This is a genomic window from Paraburkholderia sp. 32 (genome assembly GCF_050435345.1).
In the GTDB taxonomy this organism is placed as follows: domain Bacteria; phylum Pseudomonadota; class Gammaproteobacteria; order Burkholderiales; family Burkholderiaceae; genus Paraburkholderia; species Paraburkholderia tuberum.
Window position 1 is genome coordinate 1,766,068 of record NZ_JBNDKD010000003.1, and the last position, 25,429, is coordinate 1,791,496.

Genomic DNA, 25,429 nt, shown 5'->3' on the forward strand with positions numbered 1-25,429 from the left:
AGCGCATCCGCCACTGGCTTTTTCTCCTCATGCTGGTTCGCTCGGGCCGGTACTTCAGCCGTACGCGCGAAGAACTGATCCAGACGCATCGCTGACGCGACTTCGGCCGTGGACGACCACGGCCGGCCATTCCCACGGCGGGACGGCCCGCCTTCGAATCAACACACCTTCCATGTTCGAGAAGATTCTGATCGCCAATCGCGGCGCTATCGCGTGCCGCATTCTCAGGACGTTGCGCGAACTCGACGTCACGGGCGTCGCCATCTATGCGGAAGCCGACCGAGCGAGCCGCCACGTCAGCGAAGCGCCTGTCGCGCATGCGCTCGGCGAGGGTCCGGCCGCGCTGACTTATCTCGACGTGGACAAGATCCTCGCGATTGCGCGTCGCGAAGGCGTGCAGGCGATCCATCCCGGCTACGGCTTCTTATCGGAGAACGCGGCGTTCGGCGCAGCCTGCGAAGCGGCCGGCATCGCGTTCATCGGACCGACACCCGCGCAGCTTCGCGCGTTCGGCCTCAAGCACACGGCCCGCGAAATCGCGGCCAACGAAGGGGTGCCGATGCTCGAAGGCACCGGGCTGCTCGCGGACTTGCCGGCGGCGCTCGCGGCGGCACAGGCCATCGGCTATCCGGTGATGCTGAAGAGCACCGCGGGCGGCGGCGGCATCGGCATGCGGGTGTGCTGGAACGCCGACGAACTCGGCGCCCATTTCGATGCCGTGAAGCGTCTCGGCGAAAACAATTTCAGCGATGCCGGCGTGTTTCTGGAGAAGTACATCGAACGGGCGCGGCATCTGGAAGTGCAGGTATTCGGCGATGGCAAAGGCGACGCGCTCGCGCTTGGCGTGCGTGACTGCTCGGTGCAGCGGCGCAATCAGAAGGTGCTCGAGGAAACGCCCGCCCCCTGCCTGCCGGACGGCATTCAGGCCGCGCTCTGCGAGGCAGCGGTCAAGCTCGCGAAAGCCGTCGACTATCGCTCCGCCGGCACCGTCGAATTCGTGTACGACAGCGCCGCCGAACAGTTCTACTTCCTCGAAGTCAATACGCGTCTGCAGGTCGAGCACGGCGTCACCGAACAGGTGTGGGGCGTCGACCTCGTGCGTTGGATGATCGAGCTGGCGGCCGGCACGCTCGCGCCGCTGAAGGACCTGGCGGCGAGTCTAACGCCGCGAGGGCACGCGATCCAGGCGCGACTCTACGCGGAAGATCCGGGGCGTGATTTCAAACCGAGTCCGGGCCTCTTGACCGAGGTCGCGTTCCCGAATGCCGACGGGCGCGCATTGCGCATCGATACATGGATCGAGGCCGGTTGCGAAGTGCCGCCGTACTTCGACCCGATGCTCGCGAAAGTGATCGCGTGGTCGCCGACTCGCGATGAAGCGCGCGATGCGCTCGACGCTGCGCTGCGCAACACCCGACTCTACGGCGTCGAGACGAATCGCGACTATCTGCGCCAGATTCTGCGCGACCGGCCGTTCGCGTCGGGCGAACCGTGGACTCGATGTCTCGAAGGGCTCAGGTATCGGGCCAGCACGGTCGAAGTCGTCAGCGGCGGCACGCAGACGACGGTGCAGGACTATCCCGGCCGCCTGGGCTACTGGGCAGTCGGCATCCCGCCGTCGGGGCCGATGGATGACCGGGCGATGCGGCTCGGCAATCGCCTGCTCGGCAATGCGGCCGACGCCGCCGCTCTCGAAGTCACGATGAGCGGGCCGACGCTGCGCTTCAACACGGATGCCGTGGTCGCCATCACCGGCGCGCAAATTCCGGTGCTGCTCGACGATGTCGCTCAGCCGCTGAACACGAGCCTCCATGTGCCGGCGGGTTCGACGCTCGCGCTCGGCACGATACGCGGCGCGGGCGCGCGCGCTTATCTGTGCGTGCGCGGCGGCTTCGACGTCGCACTGTATCTCGGCAGCCGCAGCACCTTTACGCTCGGCCAGTTCGGCGGACATGGCGGCCGCGCGATCCGCGCGGGCGACGTGCTGCATCTTTATCCGCTCGGCGATGCGCAAGCCGGCGCGGCGCTCGTCGACGCGCCGACGCTCGACGGCGTGCGCACCGTTCGCGTGATCTATGGCCCGCACGGCGCACCCGAATACTTCAGCGCCCGCTATATCGCGCAGCTGCTCGACACCGAGTGGGAGGTTCACTTCAACTCCAGCCGTACCGGCGTGCGCCTGATCGGACCGAAACCCGAGTGGGCGCGCGAGGACGGCAGCGAGGCTGGACTGCATCCGTCGAACATTCACGATAATCCGTACGCGGTCGGCGCCGTCGACTTCACCGGCGACATGCCCGTGATTCTCGGACCCGACGGCCCGAGTCTCGGCGGCTTCGTCTGTCCGGTGACGATCATCGAGGCGGACCTCTGGCAGATCGGCCAGCTGAAAGCAGGCGACAAGATCCGCTTCGCGCCCGTCGAAGTCGAACAAGCGCGTGAGGCTGCGCGTGAGCGTCGTCGGGAACTGGAGAGCCTCGAGATTGCACCGGGTGCGCCGAGCGAAAGAAGAGCATCGCTGACGTCGCCGATCGTGCTCGATACCGGGGCGGACCGCGACAGACTCGTCGCACGTGTATCCGGCGACACACATCTGCTGCTCGAAATCGGTCCAGCGGAGCTCGACCTCGTGGCACGGTTTCGCGGACATGCGCTGATGCAGTCCCTCGAAGCGCAGCATCTGACTGGCGTCATCGATCTCACGCCGGGCATCCGTTCGCTGCAGATCCACTACCGGCCCGAGGATCTGCCGCTCGCCAGGTTGCTCGACATCGTCGCGCGGGCGTGGGACGAGGTCCTGTTGCAGAAGGATCTGCGCGTGCCGTCGCGGGTCGTTCATCTGCCGCTGTCATGGGACGACCCCGCGTGCCAGCTCGCGATCGAAAAATATATGACCACCGTGCGCAAGAACGCGCCGTGGTGCCCGAGCAACCTCGAATTCATTCGCCGCATCAACGACCTCGACTCCATCGACGCGGTCAGGCAAATCGTCTTCGATGCGAGCTATCTGGTGATGGGCCTCGGCGACGTGTACCTCGGCGCACCCGTCGCGACACCGCTCGACCCTCGTCACCGGCTGGTCACGACGAAATACAACCCGGCCCGTACGTGGACCGCGGAGAACTCGGTCGGCATCGGCGGCGCGTATCTGTGCGTGTATGGCATGGAAGGGCCTGGCGGCTATCAATTCGTCGGCCGCACGTTGCAGATGTGGAATCGCTACCGCGAAGTCGCGGATTTCGCCGGACAGCACTATTTGCTACGCTTCTTCGACCAGATTCGTTTCTACGAAGTATCGGCCGACGAACTGTTGCGCATCCGCGCGGACTTTCCGCTTGGGCGTTTTCCGTTGCGGATTGAAGAGTCCGAGCTTTCGTTGCCGGACTATCAGGCGTTTCTCGCTAGCGAATCCGCCAGCATCGAGCAGTTCCGTTCAAGGCAGCAGGCGGCCTTCCAGGCCGAGCGCGAGCGGTGGCGTGAAGCGGGCACCTCGGAAGTCACGTTCGAGACGCCGGTCACCGAAGACACTCAGTTAGCTCCGCTTCACGACGGCGAAGTCGCCGTGGACAGCGAGATCGCCGGCAGCCTCTGGCAAGTCAAGGTGAAAACCGGCGACGCGGTCGACGCGGGCGACGTGCTGCTCATCATCGAGTCGATGAAGATGGAAATCCCGGTGTGTGCGCCGTGCGCCGGAACGGTCGGCGAGATCTACGTGGCGCCGGGTTCGCCCGTGCGCGCGGGGCAACGCGTCGCCGTCGTCGAACGTCACTAATTATCTGGACGCAAACCATGTCTTCATTCTCGTCATTCGATCTTCGCCTCCCGACACTTCGCTCCGCATACCGTGATGGAACGCTCACGCCGCGCAGGCTCGTCGCGGAACTGCTCGAAAAAGCTGCGGCGCTCAATCCATCGTTCAATCTGTTCATCCATCTTCTGACCGAAGATGAAGTCGCGCCCTACCTCGACTGGCTCGACACCCAGGACGTCGAAAGCCTGCCGCTCTATGGCGTTCCGTTCGTGATCAAGGACAACATCGATCTCGCCGGCATTCAGACAACCGCCGCGTGCCCCGCGTTCGCGTACACGCCGTCGCGATCGGCGAGCGTCGTTGCGCAATTGATCGCGCTCGGCGCGGTGCCGCTCGGCAAAGCCAATCTCGACCAGTTTGCGACCGGTCTGAACGGCACCCGGTCGCCGTATGGCAAGTGTCGCAATAGCGTGCATCCCGACTATCCGTCGGGCGGCTCGAGCGCGGGGTCGTCACTCGCGGTCGCGCTCGGCGTCGCCAGTTTCGCGCTCGGGACCGACACGGCCGGTTCCGGTCGCGTGCCTGCCGCGCTGAACAATCTCGTCGGTCTCAAGCCGACTAAAGGCCTGCTGTCCACCGCGGGTGTGGTGCCCGCGTGCCGCACGCTCGATTGCGTGACGTTCTTCACGGCGACGGCGGAAGAAGCGAGCGAGTTGCTTGCGTTGAGCGCGCACCCCGATCCTCGCGATGCATACAGCCGCGCGAATCCGCAATGGAATACGGCACGCGCGTTTGGCGAGCCCACGGCGTTCAAGTTCGGCGTGCCGGCGCAACTGGAATTCGCCGGCTGTTCCGAGAGCCCCGGGCTGTTCGCGAAGGTGCGCGCGTTGCTCGAAGAAGCAGGTGGTGAAGCTGTCGAAATCGACTTCACGCCGTTTGTCGAAACCGCCAATCTGCTCTATCAGGGGCCGTGGGTGGCCGAGCGTTACAGCGTGGCGGGCGAGTTGATGACGGAGAAACCCGCTGCGGTTTTGCCCGTCATTCGCAATGTGTTGGCGAAGGCACCCGGCGCGAGCGCGGTCGAACTGTTTCGCGCGCAGTATCGCTTGCAGGAATTGAAGGCCGTCTGCGATGCGTCGATCGATTCACTCGATTTCGTTCTGACGCCGACGTATCCGCGTGCCGTGACGCTCGACGAGTTGGAGCGCGACCCCATTGGTCCGAACTCCCTGCTCGGCTATTACACGAACTTCATGAATCTGCTGGACTATGCCGCCGTCGCTACGCCGACCGGTTTCATGAAGAATGGTCTGCCCTGGGGCGTGACCGTCTTTGGCCGCGCGTTCACCGACCAGTATCTGTTGGGTGTGGCCGACCTGCTGCAACGAAAGAGCGGCGTGCACTGCGTCGGAGGTCTAACCGTCGAGCCGGAGCCGCGCGGCGAACGATGCGCGGCGAGCCACGATCGCATGCGGATCGCGGTCTGCGGCGCACACATGCAAGGTTTGCCCCTCAACCGCGATCTGCTTGCCCGACGCGCGCGGCTCTTGCAGGCCACTCAGACTGCCGCGCAATACCGGTTGTCGGCGCTGCCTGCGTCGGCGGACGGCACGAGGCGTCCAGGCCTGTGGCGCGTCACCGATGGCGGCGCAAAAATTGCTGTCGAAGTGTGGGAAATGCCCAGCGCGGAGTTCGGCTCGTTTATTTCGACCGTTCCGTCTCCGCTGGTTCTGGGGAAGGTCGAACTCGTCGACGGTTCGTGGGTTACCGGTTTCCTCTGCGAGCCGTATGGCGTGCAGTCGGGAACCGATATCTCGGAGTTTGGCGGATGGCGAGCATGGCTTGCCAGCGAGCATTGCGCGAGTTTCTGATGGAACGAACGATGAGCGGCGGCGTCGCAGGGTATGGGCAGTGAAGCGCCGCGGGTTTGGTTGGCACCTCCGGCTTCCTTCCGCAATTCCGTCGCAACTTCGAGAGGTTCCTTAATGACGCTCCGCACCGTCGCGCTCGCCGCAACCACCGCTGCGCTCACGCTCGCCGGCACGACCGCCGCCCTCATCGCACAAGCTCAAACGCCGAGCACCGCCGACAGTCAATGGCGCGCCAGTTCCACCATGCTCGCGACGCTGCTGCAGGACGGCTACAAGATCGTCGCCGTGGTCAACAACGGTCCCGCCGACACGATCTTCGTGCAGCGCGATCAGAGCGCGTTCAAATGCATCGATACGCAGCAACCGGATGCAAAAGCAAAAACGGCGGTGGCGCCGGGCTGTTACGAGCTGGTACCGCCGAGCGGCGCCACGCCGGCGTCGGAATCCAGATAACGTGATTTGAAGCGCGAGCTCAACGTAACCCCGGCTCGCGCGAAAGACTTCGGCGTCGCGCCAACACCGCGACGCTTCAGCGATCCACCAGCCGGCTCAGATTGCCGCGCACCCGCTGCAGCAGCGCGATCAACTGCGCCGCTTCTTCATCGCTGAAACCATTGAGCGCTTCGAGCGCGACCTCGTCGCCGACCTTGCGCGCCTTGCCGAGCGTGCGCTCAGCCTTCGGCGTCATGCGCACCTGGCGCTCGCGGCGATCCTGCGGATTCGCGGTCCGCTCGATCCAGCCGCCCTCCTCCATCCGGTCGAGCAGCCGGCCCGCCGAGATCGGCGCGACCTCGAGCAGATCCGCCAGCCGGGCCTGATTGATGTCGCCGTAGTGGCCGAGATAGGCCAGCACGCGACACTGCGCGCGCGTCAGATCGACCGACGACCTCGCGAGATCGTCGAACCGCTTGCCCGCCAGCCGGCCGACGTCGTAGATCAGAAAGCCGAAGCGCTCTTCGAATTGGGTTTTCATGCGCGGATTATACGGAAGCACTTCGGCGTACAGCGCGACTGCGTATGCGTTCTATCCTCAGCACAACTCCCGATAGCGCCAACCCGTATTGACGATATACTAAGCATGCTTACTATTTCGACCCTCCCCACCATTCATGTCTTCCGCCTCCACGTCGACGAGCGCCACTGAGCTGCTCAACCGGCCGATGATCACGATCTCGATCATGCTCGCGACGCTGATCCAGACGCTCGACAGCACGATCGCCAACGTGGCGCTGCCGCATATGCAAGGCACGCTGTCCGCGTCGCAGGACGAGATCACGTGGGTGCTGACCTCCTATATCGTCGCCGCCGCGATCGCCACGCCGCTCACCGGCTGGCTGGCGGATCGCCTCAGCGTGAAGCGGCTGCTGCTGATCGCGATCGGCGGCTTCACCGTGTCTTCCGCGTTGTGCGGACTCTCCGAGACGCTGTCGCAGATCGTCGTGTCGCGTCTGTTGCAAGGGATCTTCGGCGCGTCGCTGGTGCCGCTGTCGCAGTCGATCCTGCTCGACATCAACCCGCGCGAAAAGCAGGGCCAGGCGATGGCCGTGTGGGGCATGGGCGTGATGGTCGGGCCGATCCTCGGTCCGACGCTCGGCGGCTGGCTCACCGATAGCTACAACTGGCGCTGGGTGTTCTTCATCAACGTGCCGATCGGCGCGATCGCGCTGTTCGGCGTCGCGAGCTTCCTGCCGACGCGCGAGCCGAAACACGACGTGAAGTTCGACGCGTTCGGCTTCATCACGCTCGGCCTCGCGATCGGCGCATTGCAGGCGATGCTCGATCGCGGCGAGCAGCTCGACTGGTTTTCGTCGACCGAGATCGTGATCGAGGCGCTCGTCGCGGCAATCAGCTTCGCGTTTTTTCTCGTGCACACGGCGACGATCGGCGAGCGCTCGTTTTTCAAGTACAAGTTGCTGAAAGACCCGAACTTCGCGACCGGCACGTTGTTCATCTTCGTGATCGGCGCGGTGATGTACGCGACCCGTGCGCTGCTGCCGCCGATGCTGCAAAACCTGATGGGCTATCCGGTCGCGACCACGGGCCTCGTCACCGCACCGAGCGGCGCCGGCACGATGGTCGCGATGCTGATCGCCGGCCGGCTGCTCAAGCGCGTCGACGCGCGGCTGCTGCTGCTCTGCGGTTTCCTGATATCAGCGTTCGCGCTGTGGCAGATGATGCAGTACACAATCGTGCTATCGGCATCGGACATCGTGTGGCCCGGCGTGATCCAGGGCTTTGGACTCGGCCTCGTGTTCGTGCCGCTGTCCACGCTGACGTTCTCGACGCTGTCGCCGGAGCTGCGCGCGGACGGCACCGCGACTTATAGCCTGATGCGCAACATCGGCAGCAGTATCGGCATTTCGATCGTGCAGACGCTGATGACGCGCAACACGCAGATCTCGCACGCGGACCTCGCTGCGAACGTCACCGCGTTCAATCCGGCGCTCCAGTCGATGCTCAACAGCGGCTCGAACTATGACATCGCGGCGCTGAACGCGTCGATCACGCAGCAGGCGGCGATGGTCGCGTATCTGAACGACTTCAAGCTGATGTTCGTGGCGACGCTGCTGGTCATCCCGCTGTTGCTGCTGATCCGGCCGTCGCACAAGGCACCGGATGCGTCGATCGCGCATGCGGCGATGGATTGAGACCGAATGCGCCGACGTCCACCTCAGCCTTCGATTCGCCCGCGCGTCACGCCGAGCAATGACGCCATCGCCGCGTACGCCGCGGCGGCATCGCGCGCGCGGATCGCCTCGAACACCGCCGTGTGTTCGGCGAGCGACGCGTTGAACACATCGGCGCGTTTCGCATTGAGCCGCAATTGTGCCTCGAGCGTGCGCTCGATCAGCGCGCCAAGCGGGATCAGCAGTTCGTTGCTGCACGCGGTGAGCACGCGCAGGTGGAACTGCAGATCCGCGCGCACCCATTCGTCGACGTTGCGCGCCGCCACCATCGCGGTATGCGCGGCCGCAAGCGCACCCAACGTGTCGTCGGTGTGCGCGGCGGCCGCGAGGCCGGCGGCATAAGGCTCGACCATCTCGCGCATTTCCTGCAGCTTGAGCGCGAACGCCATCGGCTCGGCGACGCGTGAATACCAGTCGAGCAGATCGGCATCGAGCAGATTCCACGCGGACTTGACCCGCACGCGCGTGCCCACGCGCGGCCGCGATTCGATCAGCCCTTTCGACGTCAACGTGCGCAGCGCCTCGCGCAGCACCGTGCGGCTCACGCCGAACATCTCCATTAACTCGGCTTCACGAGGCAGGATCGACTCCGGCGCATAGTCGCCGCGGAGAATCGCGGTCGCCAGCAGTTGGGCGACTCGCCCGTGCAGATCGTGCGTAATGGTTTTCTCCTCGCGGTTGATGATCCCGTCGCGCAACGTGGCGGTAAGTCGGCAGATCTCACCACTATGTGACAAATAGTACTATTAATAGTATTTTAATGCAGTTTTGTTGTAGCATGGAATTCCCCGAAATTTTGCATGCCCGCAGACCTGCTTTGCATGGGTTCGGAGTAAGCGCCAAAGTGCCAACTCCGATCGACACCGGAGACACACACCATGAAAATCACCAAGCTCGAAACCTTCATCGTCCCGCCGCGCTGGTGCTTCCTCAAGATCGAGACCGACGAGGGCATCGTCGGTTGGGGCGAGCCGGTGGTGGAAGGCCGCGCGCATACGGTCGCCGCGGCCGTCGAGGAGCTGTCCGATTATCTGATCGGCAAGGACCCGCTGTTGATCGAGGATCACTGGCAGGTGATGTACCGCGCGGGCTTCTATCGCGGCGGCCCGATCACGATGAGCGCGATCGCCGGCGTCGATCAGGCGCTGTGGGACATCAAGGGCAAGCATCACGGCGTACCGGTGCATGCGCTGCTCGGCGGCCAGGTGCGCGACAAAATCAAGGTGTACTCGTGGATCGGCGGCGACCGTCCGAGCGATGTCGCGAACAACGCACGCGCGGTGGTCGAGCGCGGCTTCAAGGCCGTCAAGATGAACGGCTCGGAAGAGCTGCAGATCATCGACACCTTCGACAAGGTGCAAGGCGTGATCAACAACGTCGCGGCGGTGCGCGAGGCGGTCGGGCCGAACATCGGAATCGGCGTGGACTTCCACGGCCGCGTGCATAAGCCGATGGCGAAGGTGCTCGCCAAGGAACTCGACCCGTACAAGCTGCTGTTCATCGAAGAGCCGGTGCTGTCGGAAAACGCCGAGGCGCTGCGCGACATCGTCAATCAGACCAACACGCCGATCGCGCTCGGCGAGCGTCTCTATTCGCGCTGGGACTTCAAGCACATCCTGTCGGGCGGCTACGTCGACATCATCCAGCCGGACGCGTCGCACGCTGGCGGCATCACCGAGTGCCGCAAGATCGCCGCGATGGCGGAAGCCTACGACGTCGCGCTCGCGCTGCATTGCCCGCTCGGCCCGATCGCGCTCGCAACCTGTCTGCAGATCGACGCGGTCAGCTACAACGCGTTCATCCAGGAACAGAGCCTCGGCATCCACTACAACCAGGGCAATGACCTGCTCGATTACATCAAGAATCCGCAAGTCTTCAAGTACGAAGACGGCTTCGTGTCGATTCCGCAGGGCCCCGGACTCGGCATCGAGGTCAACGAAGAGAAAGTGCGCGAGATGGCGAAGGTCGGTCACCGCTGGCGCAATCCGGTGTGGCGTCACGCGGACGGCAGCGTCGCCGAATGGTGATCTGAACACCTGAGCGAAGCAGGCGGAACGCCGCCGGCGGGCCACGGGACGCGCGGGCCGTCGCAGTAACGTAACTTCCCGGACCAGCCGGCTCGAACCGGCGTTCGAGCGCTGCCGCCCCGACCTGCATCACTCCCCGCCGAGCCTTATCCCGCCTGGCTTTCGCGACGTTTGTTCGGTATCGGACATACGTATGGCCTGCTCCTTGCTGAAATGCATGCCAACAACGCATGCAGCGAGGAGCACCATGGGCGAATTCGTTCCTGACTATCTGATCCGCGAACAGGCGGCGGTCGGCGCGCTGGTTGCGTTTGGCGTGCTGCGCATCATCGGCGCGATGCTCGCGTACGAGCGCGGATGGAACATCTCGGTAGTCGGCAAATGCTTTATCGCCGCGGCGGTGCTGTACTGCCTGCCGCAGGTCTTCGATCTGCTCACGCAGATGGTCGGCTCGCACGCGGCCGGCGCCGAACTCGAAGGCAAGGCCGCGGGCTGCGCGATCGCGTTGTTCTGCGCGCCGATTCTCGGTCATCGCCTCGGCTTCGAGTAAGCGGGCTTCGCAGTGCGGCGCTTTTTTACGCGGCGCGCATCCGCGGGTGCTGTCGTAGAACTGACGCACGATGGACGCGCGCGGCCGTCGCGCATCCATCGCCGATTGGTCAATCGCCTATGCCGCGCCGCGCGTTCAACCGAGCGCAGCGAACGCCGGCACGGTGTGTGACAACGCGGCCGCGACGACGAACACGCCGATCATCACGAGCGCTTCCAGATACATCACGTTGACGAAGGTGTGCGCATCCATCGTCGATGCGGTGCGACGCAGGCGTGGCAGCGCCGATGTGCGGTTCAGCGCGCCGAGCACCAGCGCGAGCGCGACCAGCACGAGCTTCAACGTCAGCACATGACCCCACGTGCTCGCCTGAATCGCTTCGAACGAACTGCCCGAGTCGCGCACCGCATTGAAGACGCCCGACAGCAACACCAACGCGACCGCGACGATCGACACGTTCGACACCTGGGTCGCCGTGCGGATCAGCATGCCCCGCGCGGTGGATGCCCCGAGCGCCGGCAGCACCGCCAGGCCGGAGGCCATCGCGAGTCCGCCCCATACGCTCGTTGCGAGCACATGCAGCGTCTGCATGCCGATCGCGGCCGAGACCACGCCGGCATCGGCCGCGTGACCGAGCGACGCCTTACCCGCCGCGATCGCGAGCACCGCGAGCCACAGCAGCGTATTGCGCAGCATGCCCGTGCCATGGCTCAGCGCGGTGCCGAGCAGCACCAGCGCGCCGCCGAACGCGACGCTCCAGCCATAGCCGACATGCGTTTGCGTCAGCACCGTCGGCACCACGCCGAACGCCGCGGACAACCCGACGCCGCTCATCGAGGCCGCCTGATACAGGAGCCAGCCGAGATCCGCGAGCACCAGCACGATGGTGGCCGCGAGCATCGAGCGTTGCGCGCGCATCCAGCCCGGACGCGCCGGTGAAGTGCGCTGGAGCCCGTCCCTCGCGAGCCATGCGCCGAGCAGCGCCGAGCCGACGGCGAAGCCGAACGAGACGTTCATGAGCGTGGCCATTGCGACCTGCCCGATCCACAGTCCGTCGAAGTTCATTTGACGTTGAACGCGAAGTCGCCATGGGTACGATGGCCGTCGGTGGCCACCGCGATCCAGTGCACCGCATAGCGGCCGCTCGTCAACTGAGGCAGCGCGAGGTGCATCACGCGGGCGTCCGCGCTATCGACCGTCGACGCGCCCGGCGTCGCGGGCTTGCCGCTTGCATCGGCGAGTGTGATCTTGCTGAATGCGGGCTCGAGCGGCTCGGTGAAATGGATCGTCAGGTCGGTAGGCGCGACGGCGTCGGCGTTCGCGGCCGGCACGCTCGAGATCAGATGCGCATGCGCGAACGCGGTGGACGACATGGCCAGCGCCACCGCGCCGGACATCAACGCTCGCAGCGTCGACGAGGAGAAATCGAATAGCTTCATGTAAGGCCGATAGCGGATGAGAACGAACGGAACATAGGCGGGCCGGCGAGGCGCATCGTCTGCACGACGGCCGGCGAGCCCGGAAGTGTACGCTTCGATGGCGCGCGCGGGGATCGGTTCAACCTGGCTTGATCGAATGCGTCACGCGGCATCACGCTTGCAGCGACGGCGCCGTGATTATTTTTGAGGCAAAGACGTCGACCACGATCCGTGACGCAACCAAAGTCCGAAACCGGCATAACGCGACATACTGTCGCATGGCGGTCACACCTGGAACCGTCTCTAATGCGGCAAATAGTCACGATTACCCTTCGATGATAGAATGCTGCGTCGCCGCAGCGACGGCTGTCCTTCACACCGAGCCGCCCGAAGTTCGGTCAGGTCCCCGATTCCGATGGAGTTACGCGTGTCTTCAAGACGCCTCTTCCGCCCGTTGCTTGCCCTTCTGTTGATCGGCACCGCGGGTGTCTATAGCGCAGCGAAAGCGCAGACTCAACCGAAGGCCCCCGACACGATGGAAGCGCGCGTGCAAGGCTGCACGGCCTGCCATGGCTCGCATGGGCAAGGTACCGACAACGACTACTTCCCGCGCCTCGCCGGCAAGCCGGCGGAATATCTGTTCAATCAGTTGCAGAACTTCCGTGAAGGGCGCCGCAGGTACCCGCCGATGAACTACCTCGTCACGTATCTCTCCGACGACTACCTGCATCAGATCGCCACCTTCTTCTCGCAACAACGCCCGCCGTATCCGACGCCGGCCAAGCCGACGGTCTCGGCCGCCACGCTCGCGCGCGGTGAGCAGATCGTGCTGCACGGTGATGCATCGAAGCAGGTGCCCGCTTGCGCGGCTTGCCACGGCAAGGCACTGACCGGTATGGAACCGGCAATTCCGGGTCTCGTCGGCCTGCACGCCGACTACATCAGCGCGCAGCTCGGTTCATGGCGCTCGGGCACGCGTCACGCGATCGCGCCGGACTGCATGCACACCATCGCCACGCGCCTCAGCGACGAAGACGTGAACGCCGTCGCGGCCTGGCTTTCCACGCAGCAGGCTCCGCAAAACCCCGTGCCGGCTCCGGCCCGCTCCTTGAAGACTCCGCTTGCCTGCGGCAGCGAACCGCAATAAGGCGCCGGGAGAGACATTCAAATGAAACACAAGTCTTTGTTCGCCCTCTCGGCAGTCGTCGTGGTCGCGGCCGCCGCACTCATTCCCGTCCTGTGGTCGGGCGGCGACAATCTGCATAGCAGCGGCGCAGCCGTGGCGGCAACGCCCGCGGACCAGGCCGACCTGATCAAGAAGGGCGAGTACCTCGCCCGCGCCGGCGACTGTATCGCCTGCCACACGGTGCGCGGCGGGCTGCCGTTCGCGGGCGGCCTGCCGATGGCCACGCCGTTCGGCACGATGTTCACGCCGAACATCACGCCGGACGACCAGTACGGCATCGGCAAGTGGACCCAGGACGACTTCTATCGCGCGATGCACACCGGCCGCTCGAAAGATGGCAGCCTGCTCTATCCGGGCTTCCCGTTCACGAGCTACACGAAGGTCACGCGCGCCGACTCCGACGCGATCTACGCATATCTGCGCTCGGTCGCGCCGGTCAACGTGCCGAGCCGTCCGCACGAACTGAAATTCCCGTTCAACCAGCGCAACATGCTGATCGGCTGGCGCACGCTGTTCTTCCGTGAAGGCGAGTTCAAGCCGGATCCGACCAAGTCGGTCGAATGGAACCGCGGTGCGTATCTGGTCGAAGGCCTTGGTCACTGCGGCATGTGCCACACGTCGATCAATGCGATGGGCGCCCCGGTCAACTCGGCCGCGTTCGCGGGCGGCCTGATTCCGCTGCAGAACTGGTATGCGCCGTCGCTGACGTCGAACCGCGAAGCCGGGCTCGGCGACTGGGACCTCAAGGACATCGCCGACCTGCTCAAGACCGGCGTGTCGAGCCGCGGTGCGGTGTTCGGTCCGATGGCCGAAGTGGTTCACAACAGCCTGCAGTATCTGTCGACCGAAGACATCAACGCGATGGCGACGTACCTGAAGACGATTCCGCAGAAGAGCGAAGCACCGGAACCGCTGCAGCTCGAAACCTCGGAAAAGTTCGGCGGCGAACTGTTGAAGCAAGGTCAGAAGATCTACGCTGACAACTGCGCGAAGTGCCACGAGGATAACGGTCTCGGCCGGCCGCCGGCATTCCCGCCGCTCGCGAACAACCAGTCGATCCAGATGCCGTCCGCGGTCAACCCGATCCGCATGGTGCTGAACGGTGGTTATCCGCCGAGCACGGAAGGGAACCCGCATCCGTATGGCATGCCGCCGTTCGCGCAGGCTCTGTCGAATCAGGAAGTCGCAGCAGTCGTGACGTACATCCGTATGTCCTGGGGCAACCACGGCACGGCCGTGTCGCCGCAGCAAGTGGCCGACTTGCGTTCGGCGCCGCTCGACTAAGCAGGGTTCGACGCACCCCGGGCGCGGCCTGCGAAATTCGCGGCCGCGCCCTTCGTTTTTTCAGGACCGGTATCATGTAGGGCTATTTGTGTTGGAGGTTGCCCTCGTGGGACCGTGCAGGAGGAAAGAGTTGTGCCCTTCGGTGAGCGTTTGAACAGCATCACCCATCTCGTCGGCGCCGTGCTGTCGGTGGTGGGGCTGGCGGCGCTCGTCACGATGGGCGCGCTCGCCGGCGACGCGTACAAGGTCGTCAGCTTCGCCGTATATGGTGCGATGCTGTTCGTGCTGTATGCGATCTCGACGCTGTATCACAGCGTCAGCCATCCGCGTCTGAAGGCGATTCTGCAGAAATGCGATCATTCGGCGATCTACCTGCTGATCGCCGGCAGCTACACGCCGTTCACGCTCGTCACGTTGCGTGGACCGTGGGGCTGGTCGTTATTCGGCGTGAGCTGGGGGCTCGCTGCCCTCGGCATCGTGCAGGAACTCACGCTCGGGCGACGCACCCGCAGCGTGTCGATGGTGCTGTATGTGTTGATGGGATGGCTCGCGCTCGTAGCCGTCCACCCGCTGGTGCAGGCGTTGCCGGCCGCGGGGACCGCGTGGCTCGTGGCCGGCGGCGTCATCTATAGCGTCGGCATCTATTTCTTCATCAACGACGAGCGCATCCGCCACGGACATGGTATCTGGCACCTGTTCGTACTGGCGGGCAGTCTGTGTCAATTCGTCAGTGTCGCGCGCTATGTCGCGTGACATTCCACGGCGACGAATTGCAACTTAAGGCCAGTCGACGTGTCTGCATAGCGCGTTGAAACATTCGGCACATCTGTGAGCGTGCCGCCGATTTCTCCGTGAACGGAACCGGGCCTCGGCCTCGAACACCCATGCGGGCGTGTCGATGCCGCGCTGGTTTTTCCGCGTTGGGGTCCTTTGGGCCCAGCGGGGCCGTTCGCGACACTGCATTGCAAAGAGCTTTTATGTCTTTTGATTCCCTCGGCTTGTCCGAACCGCTGGTCCGCGCTGTCAATGAACTCGGCTACACCAGCCCGACTCCGATCCAGACTCAGGCGATCCCGGCCGTGCTCAACGGCGGCGATCTGCTCGCCGGCGCGCAAACCGGCACCGGCAAGACCGCCGGCTTCACGCTGCCGATCCTGCAGCGCCTGAATTCGATGCCGCCGGCCGCCGGCGGCAAGCGCGTGGTGCGCGCGCTGATCCTCACGCCGACGCGCGAACTTGCCGCGCAGGTCGAAGAAAGCGTGCGCGCCTACGGCAAGTATCTGAAGCTGAAGTCGACCGTGATGTTCGGCGGCGTCGGCATCAATCCGCAGATCGATGCGCTCAGGCGCGGCATCGATATCGTCGTCGCGACGCCGGGCCGTCTGCTCGATCACATGCAGCAGAAGACCATCGACCTGTCGCATCTCGAGATCCTCGTGCTCGACGAAGCCGACCGCATGCTCGACATGGGCTTCATCCACGACATCAAGCGCGTGCTCGCGAAGCTGCCGCCGAAGCGCCAGAACCTGCTGTTCTCGGCGACCTTCTCCGACGAGATCAAGACACTCGCCGATGGCCTGCTCGACTCGCCGGCGCTGATCGAAGTCGCGCGCCGCAACACGACGGCCGAAACGGTCGCGCAGAAGATTCACCCGGTCGATCGCGACCGCAAGCGCGAGTTGCTCACGCATCTGATCCGTCAGCACAGCTGGTTCCAGGTGCTCGTGTTCACGCGCACCAAGCACGGCGCGAATCGCCTCGCCGAGCAACTGGCGAAGGACGGCATCAGCGCGCTCGCGATTCACGGCAACAAGAGCCAGTCGGCACGCACGCGCGCGCTCGCCGAGTTCAAGGACGGTACGCTGCAGGTGCTGGTGGCGACCGACATCGCCGCACGCGGCATCGATATCGATCAGTTGCCGCACGTGGTCAACTTCGATCTGCCGAACGTGCCGGAAGACTACGTGCACCGCATCGGCCGCACGGGTCGCGCGGGTGCGACCGGCGAGGCAGTGTCGCTCGTGTGCGTCGATGAACTGCAGTTGCTGAAGGACATCGAGAAGCTGATCAAGCGTCCGGTCCCGCAGGAAGTGATCGCCGGTTTCGAGCCGGACCCGACCGCGAAGCCGGAGCCGATCCTGCGACGCGGGCAGGGCGGCGGCGGGCGCTCGCCGCGTCAGGGACAAGGCGCGGTGCGTCGTGACGGCGGTGCTGGTGGTGGCGCACCGGCCAAGCCGGCTCAAGGCTCCGGTCAGCGTTCGGGACAAGGCACGGGTCAGCGTTCGGGCCAGCCTGCGTCGAACGCTCAGCCCACGCCGCGGCCACAAGGTGCGAAGCCGGCCGGCAATGGCAATCAGCCGCGTCGCGATACGCAGCGTCACGACGATCGGCCGCGTACCGCCGCGCATGATGGCGCTCCCGCGCACCATGCGCCGCGCAAGCCGCAGGGCAATCGTTCGCACAACGGCAATCCGGGCGCGTTGCTCGGCGGCGGCGCGAAGCGCAACGATGCGCCGCGTGGTGCGCAACCGTCGCGCAACGGCGCCCGTGGCCGTTAAGCGTCGCGCGGCCTGAAGGCTGCCCGCGCATCAGCCGTTAGCGCTTCCCTGCTCGAAGACTAACGGCTGCTCGCGGCGGCAGCCTGCTTCAAATGCTCGACCTGCCGTTCCCATCGCTCGAGCACCACACTCCCCTCTCCTTGCAATTCGAACGTGATGCCGCCCGTGAGGCGCGCATAACGGACGCTTTGCGCTTCCGCTGTGTCGATCGAGCCGAGCAGATAGACGAGGCCGCTGTCGTCGCCAGCAACACCGGGCAGCGGCGCGACACGCAACTGCACCTGATAGAACGCCGCATCGCAGACGAAGCTCAGCGCCGCGCGCCCGCTTTGCGCGATCGCGCGCGTCGCGCGCGCCTGCGGCCATAGCGCGATGCACAGCGTGCGCGAGTCGGGCGCATAGAGTTCGCCGACGCTCAGCAGAGATGTGCGCACGTGGCCGTTCGCATCGACGCTCAGTAGCGACGCGGTGAAGCCCAGCTTGTCCGCAAGCGACGAACCGTCGAACAACGCGCGCACGTTGGCCGGCCATTCGTCGAACACGATCTGTTCGAGCGGACGCGCGGACGTAGATGCGGAGGAGGAAGCGCTCATGCCATCGATCCAGTCGAAGTAGTCGGTAAAGCTCCATCATGCCTCGGAAAAACCAAAGCCCGCATGAGCGGGCTGCGGTTCGCTTCGTCAGGTCGTTGCAGCTGCATTCAGCCGATGCCTCGCGCAATGATCGATAGCTCAGCGAAAGAATACGTGCTGCGTGATCTTCGCGAGCGGATAATGCACGCCCGGCTGAATGCGCGCCGGCAGATCGAGCGGCTTGAGCAGCATCTTCACGCACATGTCGGCGGACAGATTGCGGCGCACCAGCTTGTTGATGCGCGCCGCGCGCTCGCGGTTATACGCGGAGTCGTGCACGCGCTCCGGATAGCGAATCGCGAACACGTGCCGCAACGCGATCTCCGAATCTTCGTTCTTGATTTCCATCACGCGACGCATCAACGCGCCCAGCACCGCGAGCCGACCGTTGCCCTCGATCCGGTTGTACTTCTTGAAGTACCTGAAAAAGTGCTTGTAGTGACGGACTTCGTCGGTGCGGATGTTGTCGGTGATCTGCTTGAGGACCGCTTCGTCCGAGCACTCGTTGATCGCGCGGTACAGCGTCGCGGTACCCGTTTCGACTACGCAACGCGCGACCATCTCCAGCGCGCGGGTCTTTTCGAAATCCTCGACCGAGCACGTGAGCGAATACTCGCCCATGAAATTGCGGAACGCGGTGTCCCAGTCGAACTCGGGCCATACATACGCGATATAGGTCTTCAGCGCCCGGCCGTGCTGCATTTCCTCGGGCTCCCACTCGTGGTTGAGCCAGGCCGAGACCTCGGGGTCGTCGTTGAAAAACGTACTCAGATTGCTGGTGTAGAGATCGGTGCCGCTTTCGATGAACGAAGCCGCGCACAGCAACAGCAGCAGGTCCTCGTTGGCCGCGGCCTTCTGACGGTCAATGCGCGTCAGATCGATGTCTTCGATCCGCCAGGGCATGACATGGTTCAGCTCTGTGTGCATCGTGTCTTGCTCCCATGCTGTACCGACCCGTGGAGTTCTTCGCAACTGCCACCGCGCTCGCCGTGATGTTTCTGCGTGTCGGATACAACGCCGTGAATTAGAGTTGGGCCCTTGTACTCTGCATCTTAGCCGGAGATATCCGACCATGCAGATCACACAGCACAGACCATGCCGCATCGACGCAGTTCCGATTTCAAGATAGTCGAAATCTTCCAACGTGTTAAAACGATGTGCGCAAGGCATAAAAAGCCAGCCCAAAAGGCTGGCTTTTCGGACAGACATCAGACCCGGCGGGGTTGGGGCACGGGCGGGCGCCCTACGCGGGCCCCTTGGGAGGCCCCCCTTGGGCGGGCCCCCTCTTCCTCAGGCAGGTTGGACGTCGCCCGGGATGGGACGCACGCGACGCATGCGCAGCGCGACGATGATCAGCGATACGCCCGAAAGCACCGCCGCAAGCAGGACGTAATAACTTGGCGCGAGTTTGTCGCCGGTCAAATGAATGAAGGTTTCGACGATGGTCGGCGCGAAGCCGCCGAAGATCGTCACACCGATGCTGTAACCGATTGAAAGGCCAGTCGAGCGCACCTGGGTCGGGAAGATCTCCGACATCAGCGCGGGCATCGGCCCCGAGTACGAGGCCTTGAAAATACCGGCGACGCCTTGCAGCACGAGCAGCCAGCCAATCGTCGGATGTGTCTGCAGCCATGCGAACATCGGATAGATCAGCAGGCCCATCAGGATCGACGTGCTCAGCATGATGCGAATTCGGCCGATGCGATCGGACAGCGCGCCCATGATCGGCGAGAAGATGAACTGCATGCCGCCGTTCAGCACGACGACGCCGAACGACGCAGCCGCCGCCATATGCAGCTGCTTGACCGCGTAAAGCGGCATGTAGAGCTGCAGCACGTACACGCCGACCGTCGACTGCGCAACCATGCCGATCGCGAGCAGCAGGTTGACCCACTGATTCGAGAACGACGCGTCCTTCGTTCCGCTGACGACCTTGTGCTCGCCAGCCGCCTCGCGAGCCGCGCGTTCTTCACGCAATGCGAGGAATTCGGGCGTCTCGTCGAGATGCGAGCGGATGTAGTAGCCGACCGGCCCGACCAGCAGACCGAACACGAACGGCACACGCCAGCCCCAGTTGTTCAGATGCTCGGCCGGCAGCCACGCGGTCAGCAGCGAACCGAAGGCCGCCGCGGTGATCGCCGCGAGACCCTGGCTCGCGAACTGCCAGCTCGCGTAGTAGCCGCGCCGAGTCGCGCTGTGCTCGACCATGAACGCGGTCGCGCTGCCGAACTCGCCGCCGACCGCGAAGCCCTGCACGAGCCGCGCCAGCAGCACCAGCAGCGGCGCCGCGAGACCGATCGTCGAAAACGGCGGCATCACGGCCATCGTGAAAGTACCGACCATCATCAGCGCGATCGCGAGCGTGAGCGCCGCCTTGCGGCCCTTGCGGTCGCCGTACACGCCGAGCACGATCGCGCCGAGCGGGCGCATCAGGAACGAGAGGCCGAAAGTGGCGATCGCGAGCAGCGTCGACAGCCACTCGTCCTGCATCGGGAAGAACTGTTTCGCGATGATCGTCGCGAAGTAGCCGTAGACCAGGAAGTCGAACCACTCGAGCGCGTTACCGATCGACGACGAGAAAACGATCCGCCGCACCATCGCTTTCGAAAGCGGCGCGGCGTGGGGGGAAGCGGTCGTCGAGTGCGACGCGGGGGTATTCATGATGGTCTGCTGCATGATAGCTGTGGTAGGTGCGCCACCGCCTGGGTCAGCGAGGCGGCTGGCGGGCGCGCAATAGCGCGGCATACGCCATGCCGCGCGTTCGTTACGTGTTACCCGGGTGTCGGACCTGAGTCCCGCTGCGAACCTCGGCCCCGGGCGTTGCCTCGTCGTGGCCTAGAAGCCGGCGGCGAGACCGTCGCGGCGGCTGTCGCTGGCCGCCACGTAGCCGCGCTCCGGCTCGTTGCGATCGAGTTTCCAGATGAACTGGCCGGAGCCGAAGTCCATGTACGGATCGTCGACCGACTTGATCGTGTGGCCGAGCTTCTGCAGGCCCTCGGTGGTCTTCGGATCGAGCGTCGACTCGATATCGACCGTGAAGTCGCGGTTGACCTTCCAGCGCGGCGCGTCGCACGCGGCCTGCGGCTGCTGAGCGTAATCGAGCATGCGCACCACCGTTTGCAGATGGCCTTGCGGCTGCATGTCGCCGCCCATCACGCCGAAGCTCATCACCGCTTCCTGCTGACCGTTCACCTGCTGCGTGAGGAACGCCGGGATGATCGTGTGGAACGGCCGCTTGCCGCCCTCGACGACGTTCGGCGACTTCGGATCCATCGAGAAGCCGCAGCCGCGGTTCTGCAGCGCGATGCCGCTGTCCGGCACCACCACACCCGAGCCGAAGCCCATGTAGTTCGACTGGATGAAACTGACCATCATGCCGCTCTCGTCCGCGGCCGACATGTAGATCGTGCCGCCCGCCTTCGGCATGCCGAAGTCGAAGTGCGTCGCCCGCTTCGGATCGATCAGCTTCGCGCGCGAGCTCAGGTACGCGTCGTCGAGCATCTGCTCGGGTGTGACTTCCATCGACCGCGGATCGGCCACATAGCGATACAGGTCGGCAAACGCGAGCTTCATCGCTTCGATCTGCAGATGCTGCGACTCGACGCTGTCGACCTTCAGCGACTTCACGTCGAACTTCTCGAGGATGCCGAGCGCAACCAGCGCCGCGATGCCCTGGCCGTTCGGCGGAATCTCATGCACGGTGTAGCCGCGATAGTCCTTGCCGATCGGCTCGACCCAGTCCGCGCGGTAGTTGCGCAGATCGTCGGCGCTCAGCGCGGCGCCGCCTTCGCGTGCGAACGCGGCGATCCGCTCGGCGATCTCGCCTTCGTAGTACGCGCGCGGGCCCTGCTCGGCGATCAGGCGCAGCGTCTTCGCGTGACCGGGCAAGCGCACCAGCTCGCTGACCTCAGGCGCGCGGCCGCGCGGCATGAAGGTCTGCGCGAAGCCCGGCTGATCCTTCAGTTCCGGCACCGCGGCCGCCCATTTGTACGCGACGATGCTCGCCACCGCGTGACCGCGCTCGGCGATCTCGATGGCCGGCTCCATCAGGTCGGCGAACGGCAGCTTGCCGAACTTCTGGTGCAGCGCTTCCCAACCGGCGATCACGCCCGGCACCGTGACGGCGTCCCAGCCACGCTTCGGCTGTTTCGCGAAGCCGTTTTCCTCGCCGTATTTGCGCTTGAAGTAATCGACGTTCCACGCAGCCGGCGACACGCCCGACGCGTTCAGACCATGCAGCTTCTTGCCGTCCCACACGAGCGCGAACGCGTCGCCGCCGAGGCCGCACGACACCGGCTCGACCACTGTGATCGCTGCGGCGGCCGCGATGGCCGCGTCGACGGCGTTGCCGCCCTTCCACAACATGCGCAGCCCAGCCTGCGCCGCGAGCGGATGCGAGGTCGAAACGATATTGCGTGCGAATACGGGCAGACGTTGGGTCGGATAAGGGTTTTGCCAGTTGCTGAAGCCAGTCATGTCGAACACTCTCGAAAGCGCGGGCCGGCACGAAAAAGTCGCCGGACATCATGGGAAAGGTTGTAAGGCAGGTAAATCGCGGAACGCAGGATTGCATCGCGAAGCGCACCAAAAAACAAATTCATTTATCAAATGAATAAATGCGTATTGCACCTGAATGAAGGTTCGGGCAGGTCCGGAGCGTTCGCGGCCAGTTGGCGGACAAGGGGCGCGATGGTTTTACAATAGCCGCAATCGCGTTCGTCGACGGCGGGCTTTCTGCCAGCCGCTCGATGATCGCGACGGACCACGCCGACACGACAGCCACCACCCAAGACACATGACACGAGACCCCCGCCTGACTCTCAACGCCCGGCAACAGGAATTGCTGGAGTGGGTGCAACGCGACGGCTTCGTGACCGTGGACGACCTCGCGAGCCACTTCGACGTCACCCCGCAGACGATCCGCCGCGACGTCAACTGGCTCGCCGATATGAATCTGCTGCGCCGCTATCACGGCGGCGCCAGTCTGCCGACCAGTTCCGAGAACGTCTCCTACACCGCGCGCCAGCGCATGTTTCATGAAGAGAAAAGACGCATCGCGGCGCTAGTCGCCACTCACATTCCCGATCAGGCATCGCTCTTCATCAATCTCGGCACGACCACCGAGGAAGTGGCACGCGCGCTGAACCGCCACCGTGGACTGCGCGTGATCACGAACAATCTGAACGTCGCAAGCATGATGAGCGGCTACCCGGATTGCGAAGTGCTGGTGACGGGGGGCATCGTGCGGCCGTGGGATAAGGGCATCGTCGGTGAACTGGCGATCGATTTCATCCGGCAGTTCAAAGTCGATTTCGCGATCATCGGCACGTCGAGCATCGAAACGGACGGTACGCTGCGCGATTTCGACACGCGCGAAGTGCGTGTCGCCGAGGCGATCATCGAGCACGCACGCACCGTGTTCCTCGCCGCCGATCACTCCAAGTTTGGCCGCCCGGCGCTAGTTCGCCAGGGACATCTGGAGCAGATCGACGCATTGTTCACCGACGCCGCGCCGGCCGCCGACATGGCCGAGGCGCTGAACGCCGCGAATTGTCAAATCTATATCGCCGGATAATTCCAGGCGATCTCCGCCATGCTGCGGTGCACGCAAAACCTCGCGTGAAATCAAGAATCTGGCTGCGGGGCCGGACCGCCTATCGCGCGACCAATTGTCAAATGGAAAATTTACGGGGACCAGGTTGGCGTTTCATCGGTGCTCGCCTACACTCCAGTTCCCCAACGTGCGTTGCGAGTTTCGCACGGCGTCGGTTTGTGAATCTGTCGTGTAAGCCGTACCTCCCGCCCTGATCCTTAGCGGACCCCGCCCCGGCCTGTCGGTCGACTGCAAGGCTGTCCGCAATTTGCTGACATGGAGAGAACGATGCTGAGTCCGCATGAATTCGCCACGTTGTTACTCGTCAAGGACGCCCCCAACCAGGTCGAAATGGACCGAGAAGAACTCGATGCGTTGCTCGAACGCCAACTGGTGCAACTCGAACGCCTCGCATCGGGCAACGAAGAATGGCGCGTGACCGAAACCGGCGACACCGCATTGCGGGCCATCAAACGTTTTTCCTGAGATTCCCTGTCGTTCGATTCGAGAGCCGTTGGCGGCGTATCCGCGCCGCCCTGGCGGATGCGCCGCGCGCTTCGCTCGAGACTACCGGTCTCGTATCGTTCAACTCCCCTGACAGCGGGCCGCCTTCGCGGCCCTTTGTTGTGCGCATCTCATTTACACAGTAAATTCACGCGACGGACTTCCCCGCCCTCGCGCATGCCCAAGACGCTCTCCGCCGACGACATCCAGCAGTTTCGCGAAGCCATGCGACGCGTCGCCGAAAACGCATTTGCGACCCGCGGCGCGCAAGGCGTGACGATGCGCGAGCTGGCGAAGGAGCTCGGCTGCAGCGCGATGACACCGTATCGCTATTTCCGCGACAAGGAAGAAATTCTGGCGATGGTTCGCGCCGCCGCGTTCAACCGCTTCGCCGCGCGCCTCGAAGCGGCCGCGCGCGGCATTCCCGCGAACGCCCCCGCCATCGATCACAGCGCCGTCGGCCGGGCCTACGTCGACTTCGCGCTCGATGAACCGCACGCCTACCGTTTGATGTTCGATCAGACGCCGCAACAGCGAGGCGCTTACCCTGAACTGGCCGCGGCGTCGCAGCGCGCGTGGCGTCTGCTGGAAGCGCACTTCGAGCGGCTCGTCGAGGCGGGTATTCTCGAAGGCGATCCGCGCCTGATCGGCTATGCGTACTGGACGAGCCTGCATGGCTTCACGATGCTTGCGCTCGCGAACCAGCTACCGCCGTCGGCCGCGCAACAGGCGGATTCCGCCGGCGACGGAGCGCGGCAGCCATCACGTGAAGCCGTGTTCGCGCAGCTTTTGCGCATGCTGTGGCGCGGAGCGTTGGCGCCGCAAAAGTGAACCGGCTCGCCGGTCAACCCGTTGCTGCTTACCCGTTACGCAAGGTCGGATCGGCACTCGCACGCCAGCTGATCGCCCTTGCGCGCTGCTCGTTGAAGAACTCGACCCACTGGTTGCGCACCTTCGGATCGCTGCTCGTCGCCTCGCTCGCATGGCGCTGCGCGATCGATGCCTGGAACGCGCAGAAGTCGTCGTTCGACAGCCGGCCGCGCCGGTTCGCCACATAGGCATCGAAGAACGTCTCATAGACGTTCTGCGCGTCGCTGCCGTAGTCGACGGTTTGCGGCGAGCACATCTTCTGTAACGCCTCGAACGACGTTGCGCCCCTCGTCCCTTCCAGACTCGGCGTACTCACGCATCCCGCCAGCAGCGCCGCCGCGCCGATCATCAAAAGTCCACGCATACATCACCTCGAAATGGCTGCTACCGAGAGTATCGTCCGCGGTCGCGCGTTGCGCCACTCCGTGCCATTCGACCCAGGCTCGCTCGGGTCGAAGCGAACTTTACTTTTTCGAATATGTTCATTAAAGTTCGAAA

At 64.3% G+C, this 25,429-nt stretch carries 22 protein-coding genes; 13 read left to right on the forward strand and 9 right to left on the reverse strand.

The window, feature by feature from the left end:
• The first annotated feature begins 172 nt into the window (after window positions 1-172).
• From uca to OKW26_RS30870, 3 genes are all read left to right on the forward strand, one after another.
• Window positions 173-3,772, forward strand: a complete 3,600-nt coding sequence (gene uca, locus OKW26_RS30860) for an urea carboxylase (protein ID WP_429356117.1) — start codon at window positions 173-175, stop codon at window positions 3,770-3,772.
• Between the two features lie 17 nt (window positions 3,773-3,789).
• Window positions 3,790-5,622, forward strand: coding sequence for an allophanate hydrolase (gene atzF / locus OKW26_RS30865; RefSeq protein WP_429356118.1), 1,833 nt, complete (start codon window positions 3,790-3,792; stop codon window positions 5,620-5,622).
• Window positions 5,623-5,736: 114 nt separating this feature from the next.
• A complete protein-coding gene (locus OKW26_RS30870; protein WP_429356119.1) occupies window positions 5,737-6,075 on the forward strand; it encodes a hypothetical protein in 339 nt (112 codons plus the stop codon).
• A 76-nt stretch (window positions 6,076-6,151) separates the two neighbouring features.
• Here the strand turns inward: OKW26_RS30870 and OKW26_RS30875 are convergent, their stop codons facing one another.
• Entirely contained in the window at window positions 6,152-6,595 is a 444-nt protein-coding gene (locus tag OKW26_RS30875; protein WP_184050828.1) for a MarR family winged helix-turn-helix transcriptional regulator, read from the reverse strand.
• A 205-nt stretch (window positions 6,596-6,800) separates the two neighbouring features.
• On the opposite strand from OKW26_RS30875, the gene OKW26_RS30880 reads away from it, so the two are divergent.
• Window positions 6,801-8,270 (forward strand): DHA2 family efflux MFS transporter permease subunit, encoded by a 1,470-nt coding sequence (locus tag OKW26_RS30880; protein WP_260321050.1) that lies wholly within the window; start codon window positions 6,801-6,803, stop codon window positions 8,268-8,270.
• 23 nt (window positions 8,271-8,293) lie between these two features.
• Here OKW26_RS30880 and OKW26_RS30885 read toward each other — a convergent pair whose 3' ends face one another.
• Entirely contained in the window at window positions 8,294-9,007 is a 714-nt protein-coding gene (locus OKW26_RS30885; RefSeq protein WP_429356120.1) for a FadR/GntR family transcriptional regulator, read from the reverse strand.
• Window positions 9,008-9,187: 180 nt separating this feature from the next.
• Here OKW26_RS30885 and dgoD point away from each other — a divergent pair, with 180 nt between their 5' ends.
• Window positions 9,188-10,336: a galactonate dehydratase gene (dgoD, locus tag OKW26_RS30890; RefSeq protein ID WP_090801766.1), complete on the forward strand. Its 1,149-nt coding sequence runs from the start codon at window positions 9,188-9,190 to the stop codon at window positions 10,334-10,336.
• 247 nt (window positions 10,337-10,583) lie between these two features.
• Window positions 10,584-10,886: a hypothetical protein gene (locus OKW26_RS30895; RefSeq protein ID WP_090801767.1), complete on the forward strand. Its 303-nt coding sequence runs from the start codon at window positions 10,584-10,586 to the stop codon at window positions 10,884-10,886.
• Window positions 10,887-11,021: 135 nt separating this feature from the next.
• Here the strand turns inward: OKW26_RS30895 and OKW26_RS30900 are convergent, their stop codons facing one another.
• Both OKW26_RS30900 and copC read right to left on the reverse strand, forming a co-directional pair.
• Window positions 11,022-11,951, reverse strand: a complete 930-nt coding sequence (locus OKW26_RS30900) for a CopD family protein (protein ID WP_090801769.1) — start codon at window positions 11,949-11,951, stop codon at window positions 11,022-11,024.
• Window positions 11,948-12,325: a copper homeostasis periplasmic binding protein CopC gene (gene copC / locus OKW26_RS30905; protein ID WP_090801770.1), complete on the reverse strand. Its 378-nt coding sequence runs from the start codon at window positions 12,323-12,325 to the stop codon at window positions 11,948-11,950. Before copC ends, OKW26_RS30900 begins: the two co-directional genes overlap by 4 nt.
• Window positions 12,326-12,719: 394 nt before the next feature.
• Here copC and OKW26_RS30910 point away from each other — a divergent pair, with 394 nt between their 5' ends.
• The 4 genes from OKW26_RS30910 to OKW26_RS30925 all read left to right on the forward strand — a co-directional run bounded on the left by OKW26_RS30910 (window position 12,720) and on the right by OKW26_RS30925 (window position 17,332).
• On the forward strand, window positions 12,720-13,451 hold the full coding sequence (locus OKW26_RS30910) for a c-type cytochrome (protein WP_429356121.1): 732 nt from the start codon (window positions 12,720-12,722) through the stop codon (window positions 13,449-13,451).
• Window positions 13,452-13,472: 21 nt separating this feature from the next.
• Window positions 13,473-14,774 carry a c-type cytochrome gene (locus OKW26_RS30915; protein ID WP_429356122.1) on the forward strand — a complete coding sequence of 434 codons (1,302 nt, stop codon included), beginning with the start codon at window positions 13,473-13,475 and terminating at the stop codon, window positions 14,772-14,774.
• A 132-nt stretch (window positions 14,775-14,906) separates the two neighbouring features.
• Window positions 14,907-15,527 carry a PAQR family membrane homeostasis protein TrhA gene (trhA, locus tag OKW26_RS30920; RefSeq protein ID WP_035471054.1) on the forward strand — a complete coding sequence of 207 codons (621 nt, stop codon included), beginning with the start codon at window positions 14,907-14,909 and terminating at the stop codon, window positions 15,525-15,527.
• A gap of 224 nt (window positions 15,528-15,751) precedes the next feature.
• A complete protein-coding gene (locus OKW26_RS30925) occupies window positions 15,752-17,332 on the forward strand; it encodes a DEAD/DEAH box helicase (protein WP_429356123.1) in 1,581 nt (526 codons plus the stop codon).
• A gap of 59 nt (window positions 17,333-17,391) precedes the next feature.
• On the opposite strand, the gene OKW26_RS30930 is transcribed toward OKW26_RS30925, so the two are convergent.
• The 4 genes from OKW26_RS30930 to ggt all read right to left on the reverse strand — a co-directional run bounded on the left by OKW26_RS30930 (window position 17,392) and on the right by ggt (window position 22,440).
• On the reverse strand, window positions 17,392-17,925 hold the full coding sequence (locus tag OKW26_RS30930; RefSeq protein WP_090801778.1) for a hypothetical protein: 534 nt from the start codon (window positions 17,923-17,925) through the stop codon (window positions 17,392-17,394).
• Window positions 17,926-18,063: 138 nt separating this feature from the next.
• Window positions 18,064-18,891 carry a ferritin-like domain-containing protein gene (locus OKW26_RS30935; RefSeq protein WP_026226031.1) on the reverse strand — a complete coding sequence of 276 codons (828 nt, stop codon included), beginning with the start codon at window positions 18,889-18,891 and terminating at the stop codon, window positions 18,064-18,066.
• Between the two features lie 363 nt (window positions 18,892-19,254).
• Entirely contained in the window at window positions 19,255-20,625 is a 1,371-nt protein-coding gene (locus OKW26_RS30940) for an MFS transporter (protein WP_429356124.1), read from the reverse strand.
• 174 nt (window positions 20,626-20,799) lie between these two features.
• The gene (gene ggt, locus OKW26_RS30945; protein WP_429356125.1) at window positions 20,800-22,440 is read right to left on the reverse strand and encodes a gamma-glutamyltransferase; all 1,641 of its coding nucleotides are present in this window, start codon (window positions 22,438-22,440) and stop codon (window positions 20,800-20,802) included.
• Window positions 22,441-22,759: 319 nt separating this feature from the next.
• Between ggt and OKW26_RS30950 the strand changes: the two genes are divergently transcribed.
• The 3 genes from OKW26_RS30950 to OKW26_RS30960 all read left to right on the forward strand — a co-directional run bounded on the left by OKW26_RS30950 (window position 22,760) and on the right by OKW26_RS30960 (window position 24,892).
• Window positions 22,760-23,539 (forward strand): DeoR/GlpR family DNA-binding transcription regulator, encoded by a 780-nt coding sequence (locus OKW26_RS30950; protein WP_184022964.1) that lies wholly within the window; start codon window positions 22,760-22,762, stop codon window positions 23,537-23,539.
• A gap of 306 nt (window positions 23,540-23,845) precedes the next feature.
• On the forward strand, window positions 23,846-24,043 hold the full coding sequence (locus OKW26_RS30955; RefSeq protein ID WP_167368606.1) for a hypothetical protein: 198 nt from the start codon (window positions 23,846-23,848) through the stop codon (window positions 24,041-24,043).
• Window positions 24,044-24,238: 195 nt separating this feature from the next.
• Entirely contained in the window at window positions 24,239-24,892 is a 654-nt protein-coding gene (locus OKW26_RS30960) for a TetR/AcrR family transcriptional regulator (RefSeq protein WP_429356126.1), read from the forward strand.
• A gap of 28 nt (window positions 24,893-24,920) precedes the next feature.
• Here OKW26_RS30960 and OKW26_RS30965 read toward each other — a convergent pair whose 3' ends face one another.
• Complete coding sequence (locus OKW26_RS30965; protein WP_184050855.1) at window positions 24,921-25,295, reverse strand: hypothetical protein; 375 nt, start codon at window positions 25,293-25,295, stop codon at window positions 24,921-24,923.
• Window positions 25,296-25,429: the final 134 nt, after the last annotated feature.

Bases quoted from the DNA above. Each gene is read 5' to 3' on its own strand.
- uca (WP_429356117.1), top strand. From the start codon at position 173: ATGTTCGAGAAGATTCTGATCGCCAATCGCGGCGCTATCGCGTGCCGC.
- atzF (WP_429356118.1), top strand. From the start codon at position 3,790: ATGTCTTCATTCTCGTCATTCGATCTTCGCCTCCCGACACTTCGCTCC.
- OKW26_RS30870 (WP_429356119.1), top strand. From the start codon at position 5,737: ATGACGCTCCGCACCGTCGCGCTCGCCGCAACCACCGCTGCGCTCACG.
- OKW26_RS30875 (WP_184050828.1), bottom strand. From the start codon at position 6,595: ATGAAAACCCAATTCGAAGAGCGCTTCGGCTTTCTGATCTACGACGTC.
- OKW26_RS30880 (WP_260321050.1), top strand. From the start codon at position 6,801: ATGCTCGCGACGCTGATCCAGACGCTCGACAGCACGATCGCCAACGTG.
- dgoD (WP_090801766.1), top strand. From the start codon at position 9,188: ATGAAAATCACCAAGCTCGAAACCTTCATCGTCCCGCCGCGCTGGTGC.
- OKW26_RS30895 (WP_090801767.1), top strand. From the start codon at position 10,584: ATGGGCGAATTCGTTCCTGACTATCTGATCCGCGAACAGGCGGCGGTC.
- OKW26_RS30900 (WP_090801769.1), bottom strand. From the start codon at position 11,951: ATGAACTTCGACGGACTGTGGATCGGGCAGGTCGCAATGGCCACGCTC.
- copC (WP_090801770.1), bottom strand. From the start codon at position 12,325: ATGAAGCTATTCGATTTCTCCTCGTCGACGCTGCGAGCGTTGATGTCC.
- OKW26_RS30910 (WP_429356121.1), top strand. From the start codon at position 12,720: ATGGAGTTACGCGTGTCTTCAAGACGCCTCTTCCGCCCGTTGCTTGCC.
- OKW26_RS30915 (WP_429356122.1), top strand. From the start codon at position 13,473: ATGAAACACAAGTCTTTGTTCGCCCTCTCGGCAGTCGTCGTGGTCGCG.
- OKW26_RS30925 (WP_429356123.1), top strand. From the start codon at position 15,752: ATGTCTTTTGATTCCCTCGGCTTGTCCGAACCGCTGGTCCGCGCTGTC.
- OKW26_RS30930 (WP_090801778.1), bottom strand. From the start codon at position 17,925: ATGAGCGCTTCCTCCTCCGCATCTACGTCCGCGCGTCCGCTCGAACAG.
- OKW26_RS30935 (WP_026226031.1), bottom strand. From the start codon at position 18,891: ATGCACACAGAGCTGAACCATGTCATGCCCTGGCGGATCGAAGACATC.
- OKW26_RS30940 (WP_429356124.1), bottom strand. From the start codon at position 20,625: ATGAATACCCCCGCGTCGCACTCGACGACCGCTTCCCCCCACGCCGCG.
- ggt (WP_429356125.1), bottom strand. From the start codon at position 22,440: ATGACTGGCTTCAGCAACTGGCAAAACCCTTATCCGACCCAACGTCTG.
- OKW26_RS30950 (WP_184022964.1), top strand. From the start codon at position 22,760: ATGACACGAGACCCCCGCCTGACTCTCAACGCCCGGCAACAGGAATTG.
- OKW26_RS30955 (WP_167368606.1), top strand. From the start codon at position 23,846: ATGCTGAGTCCGCATGAATTCGCCACGTTGTTACTCGTCAAGGACGCC.
- OKW26_RS30960 (WP_429356126.1), top strand. From the start codon at position 24,239: ATGCCCAAGACGCTCTCCGCCGACGACATCCAGCAGTTTCGCGAAGCC.
- OKW26_RS30965 (WP_184050855.1), bottom strand. From the start codon at position 25,295: ATGCGTGGACTTTTGATGATCGGCGCGGCGGCGCTGCTGGCGGGATGC.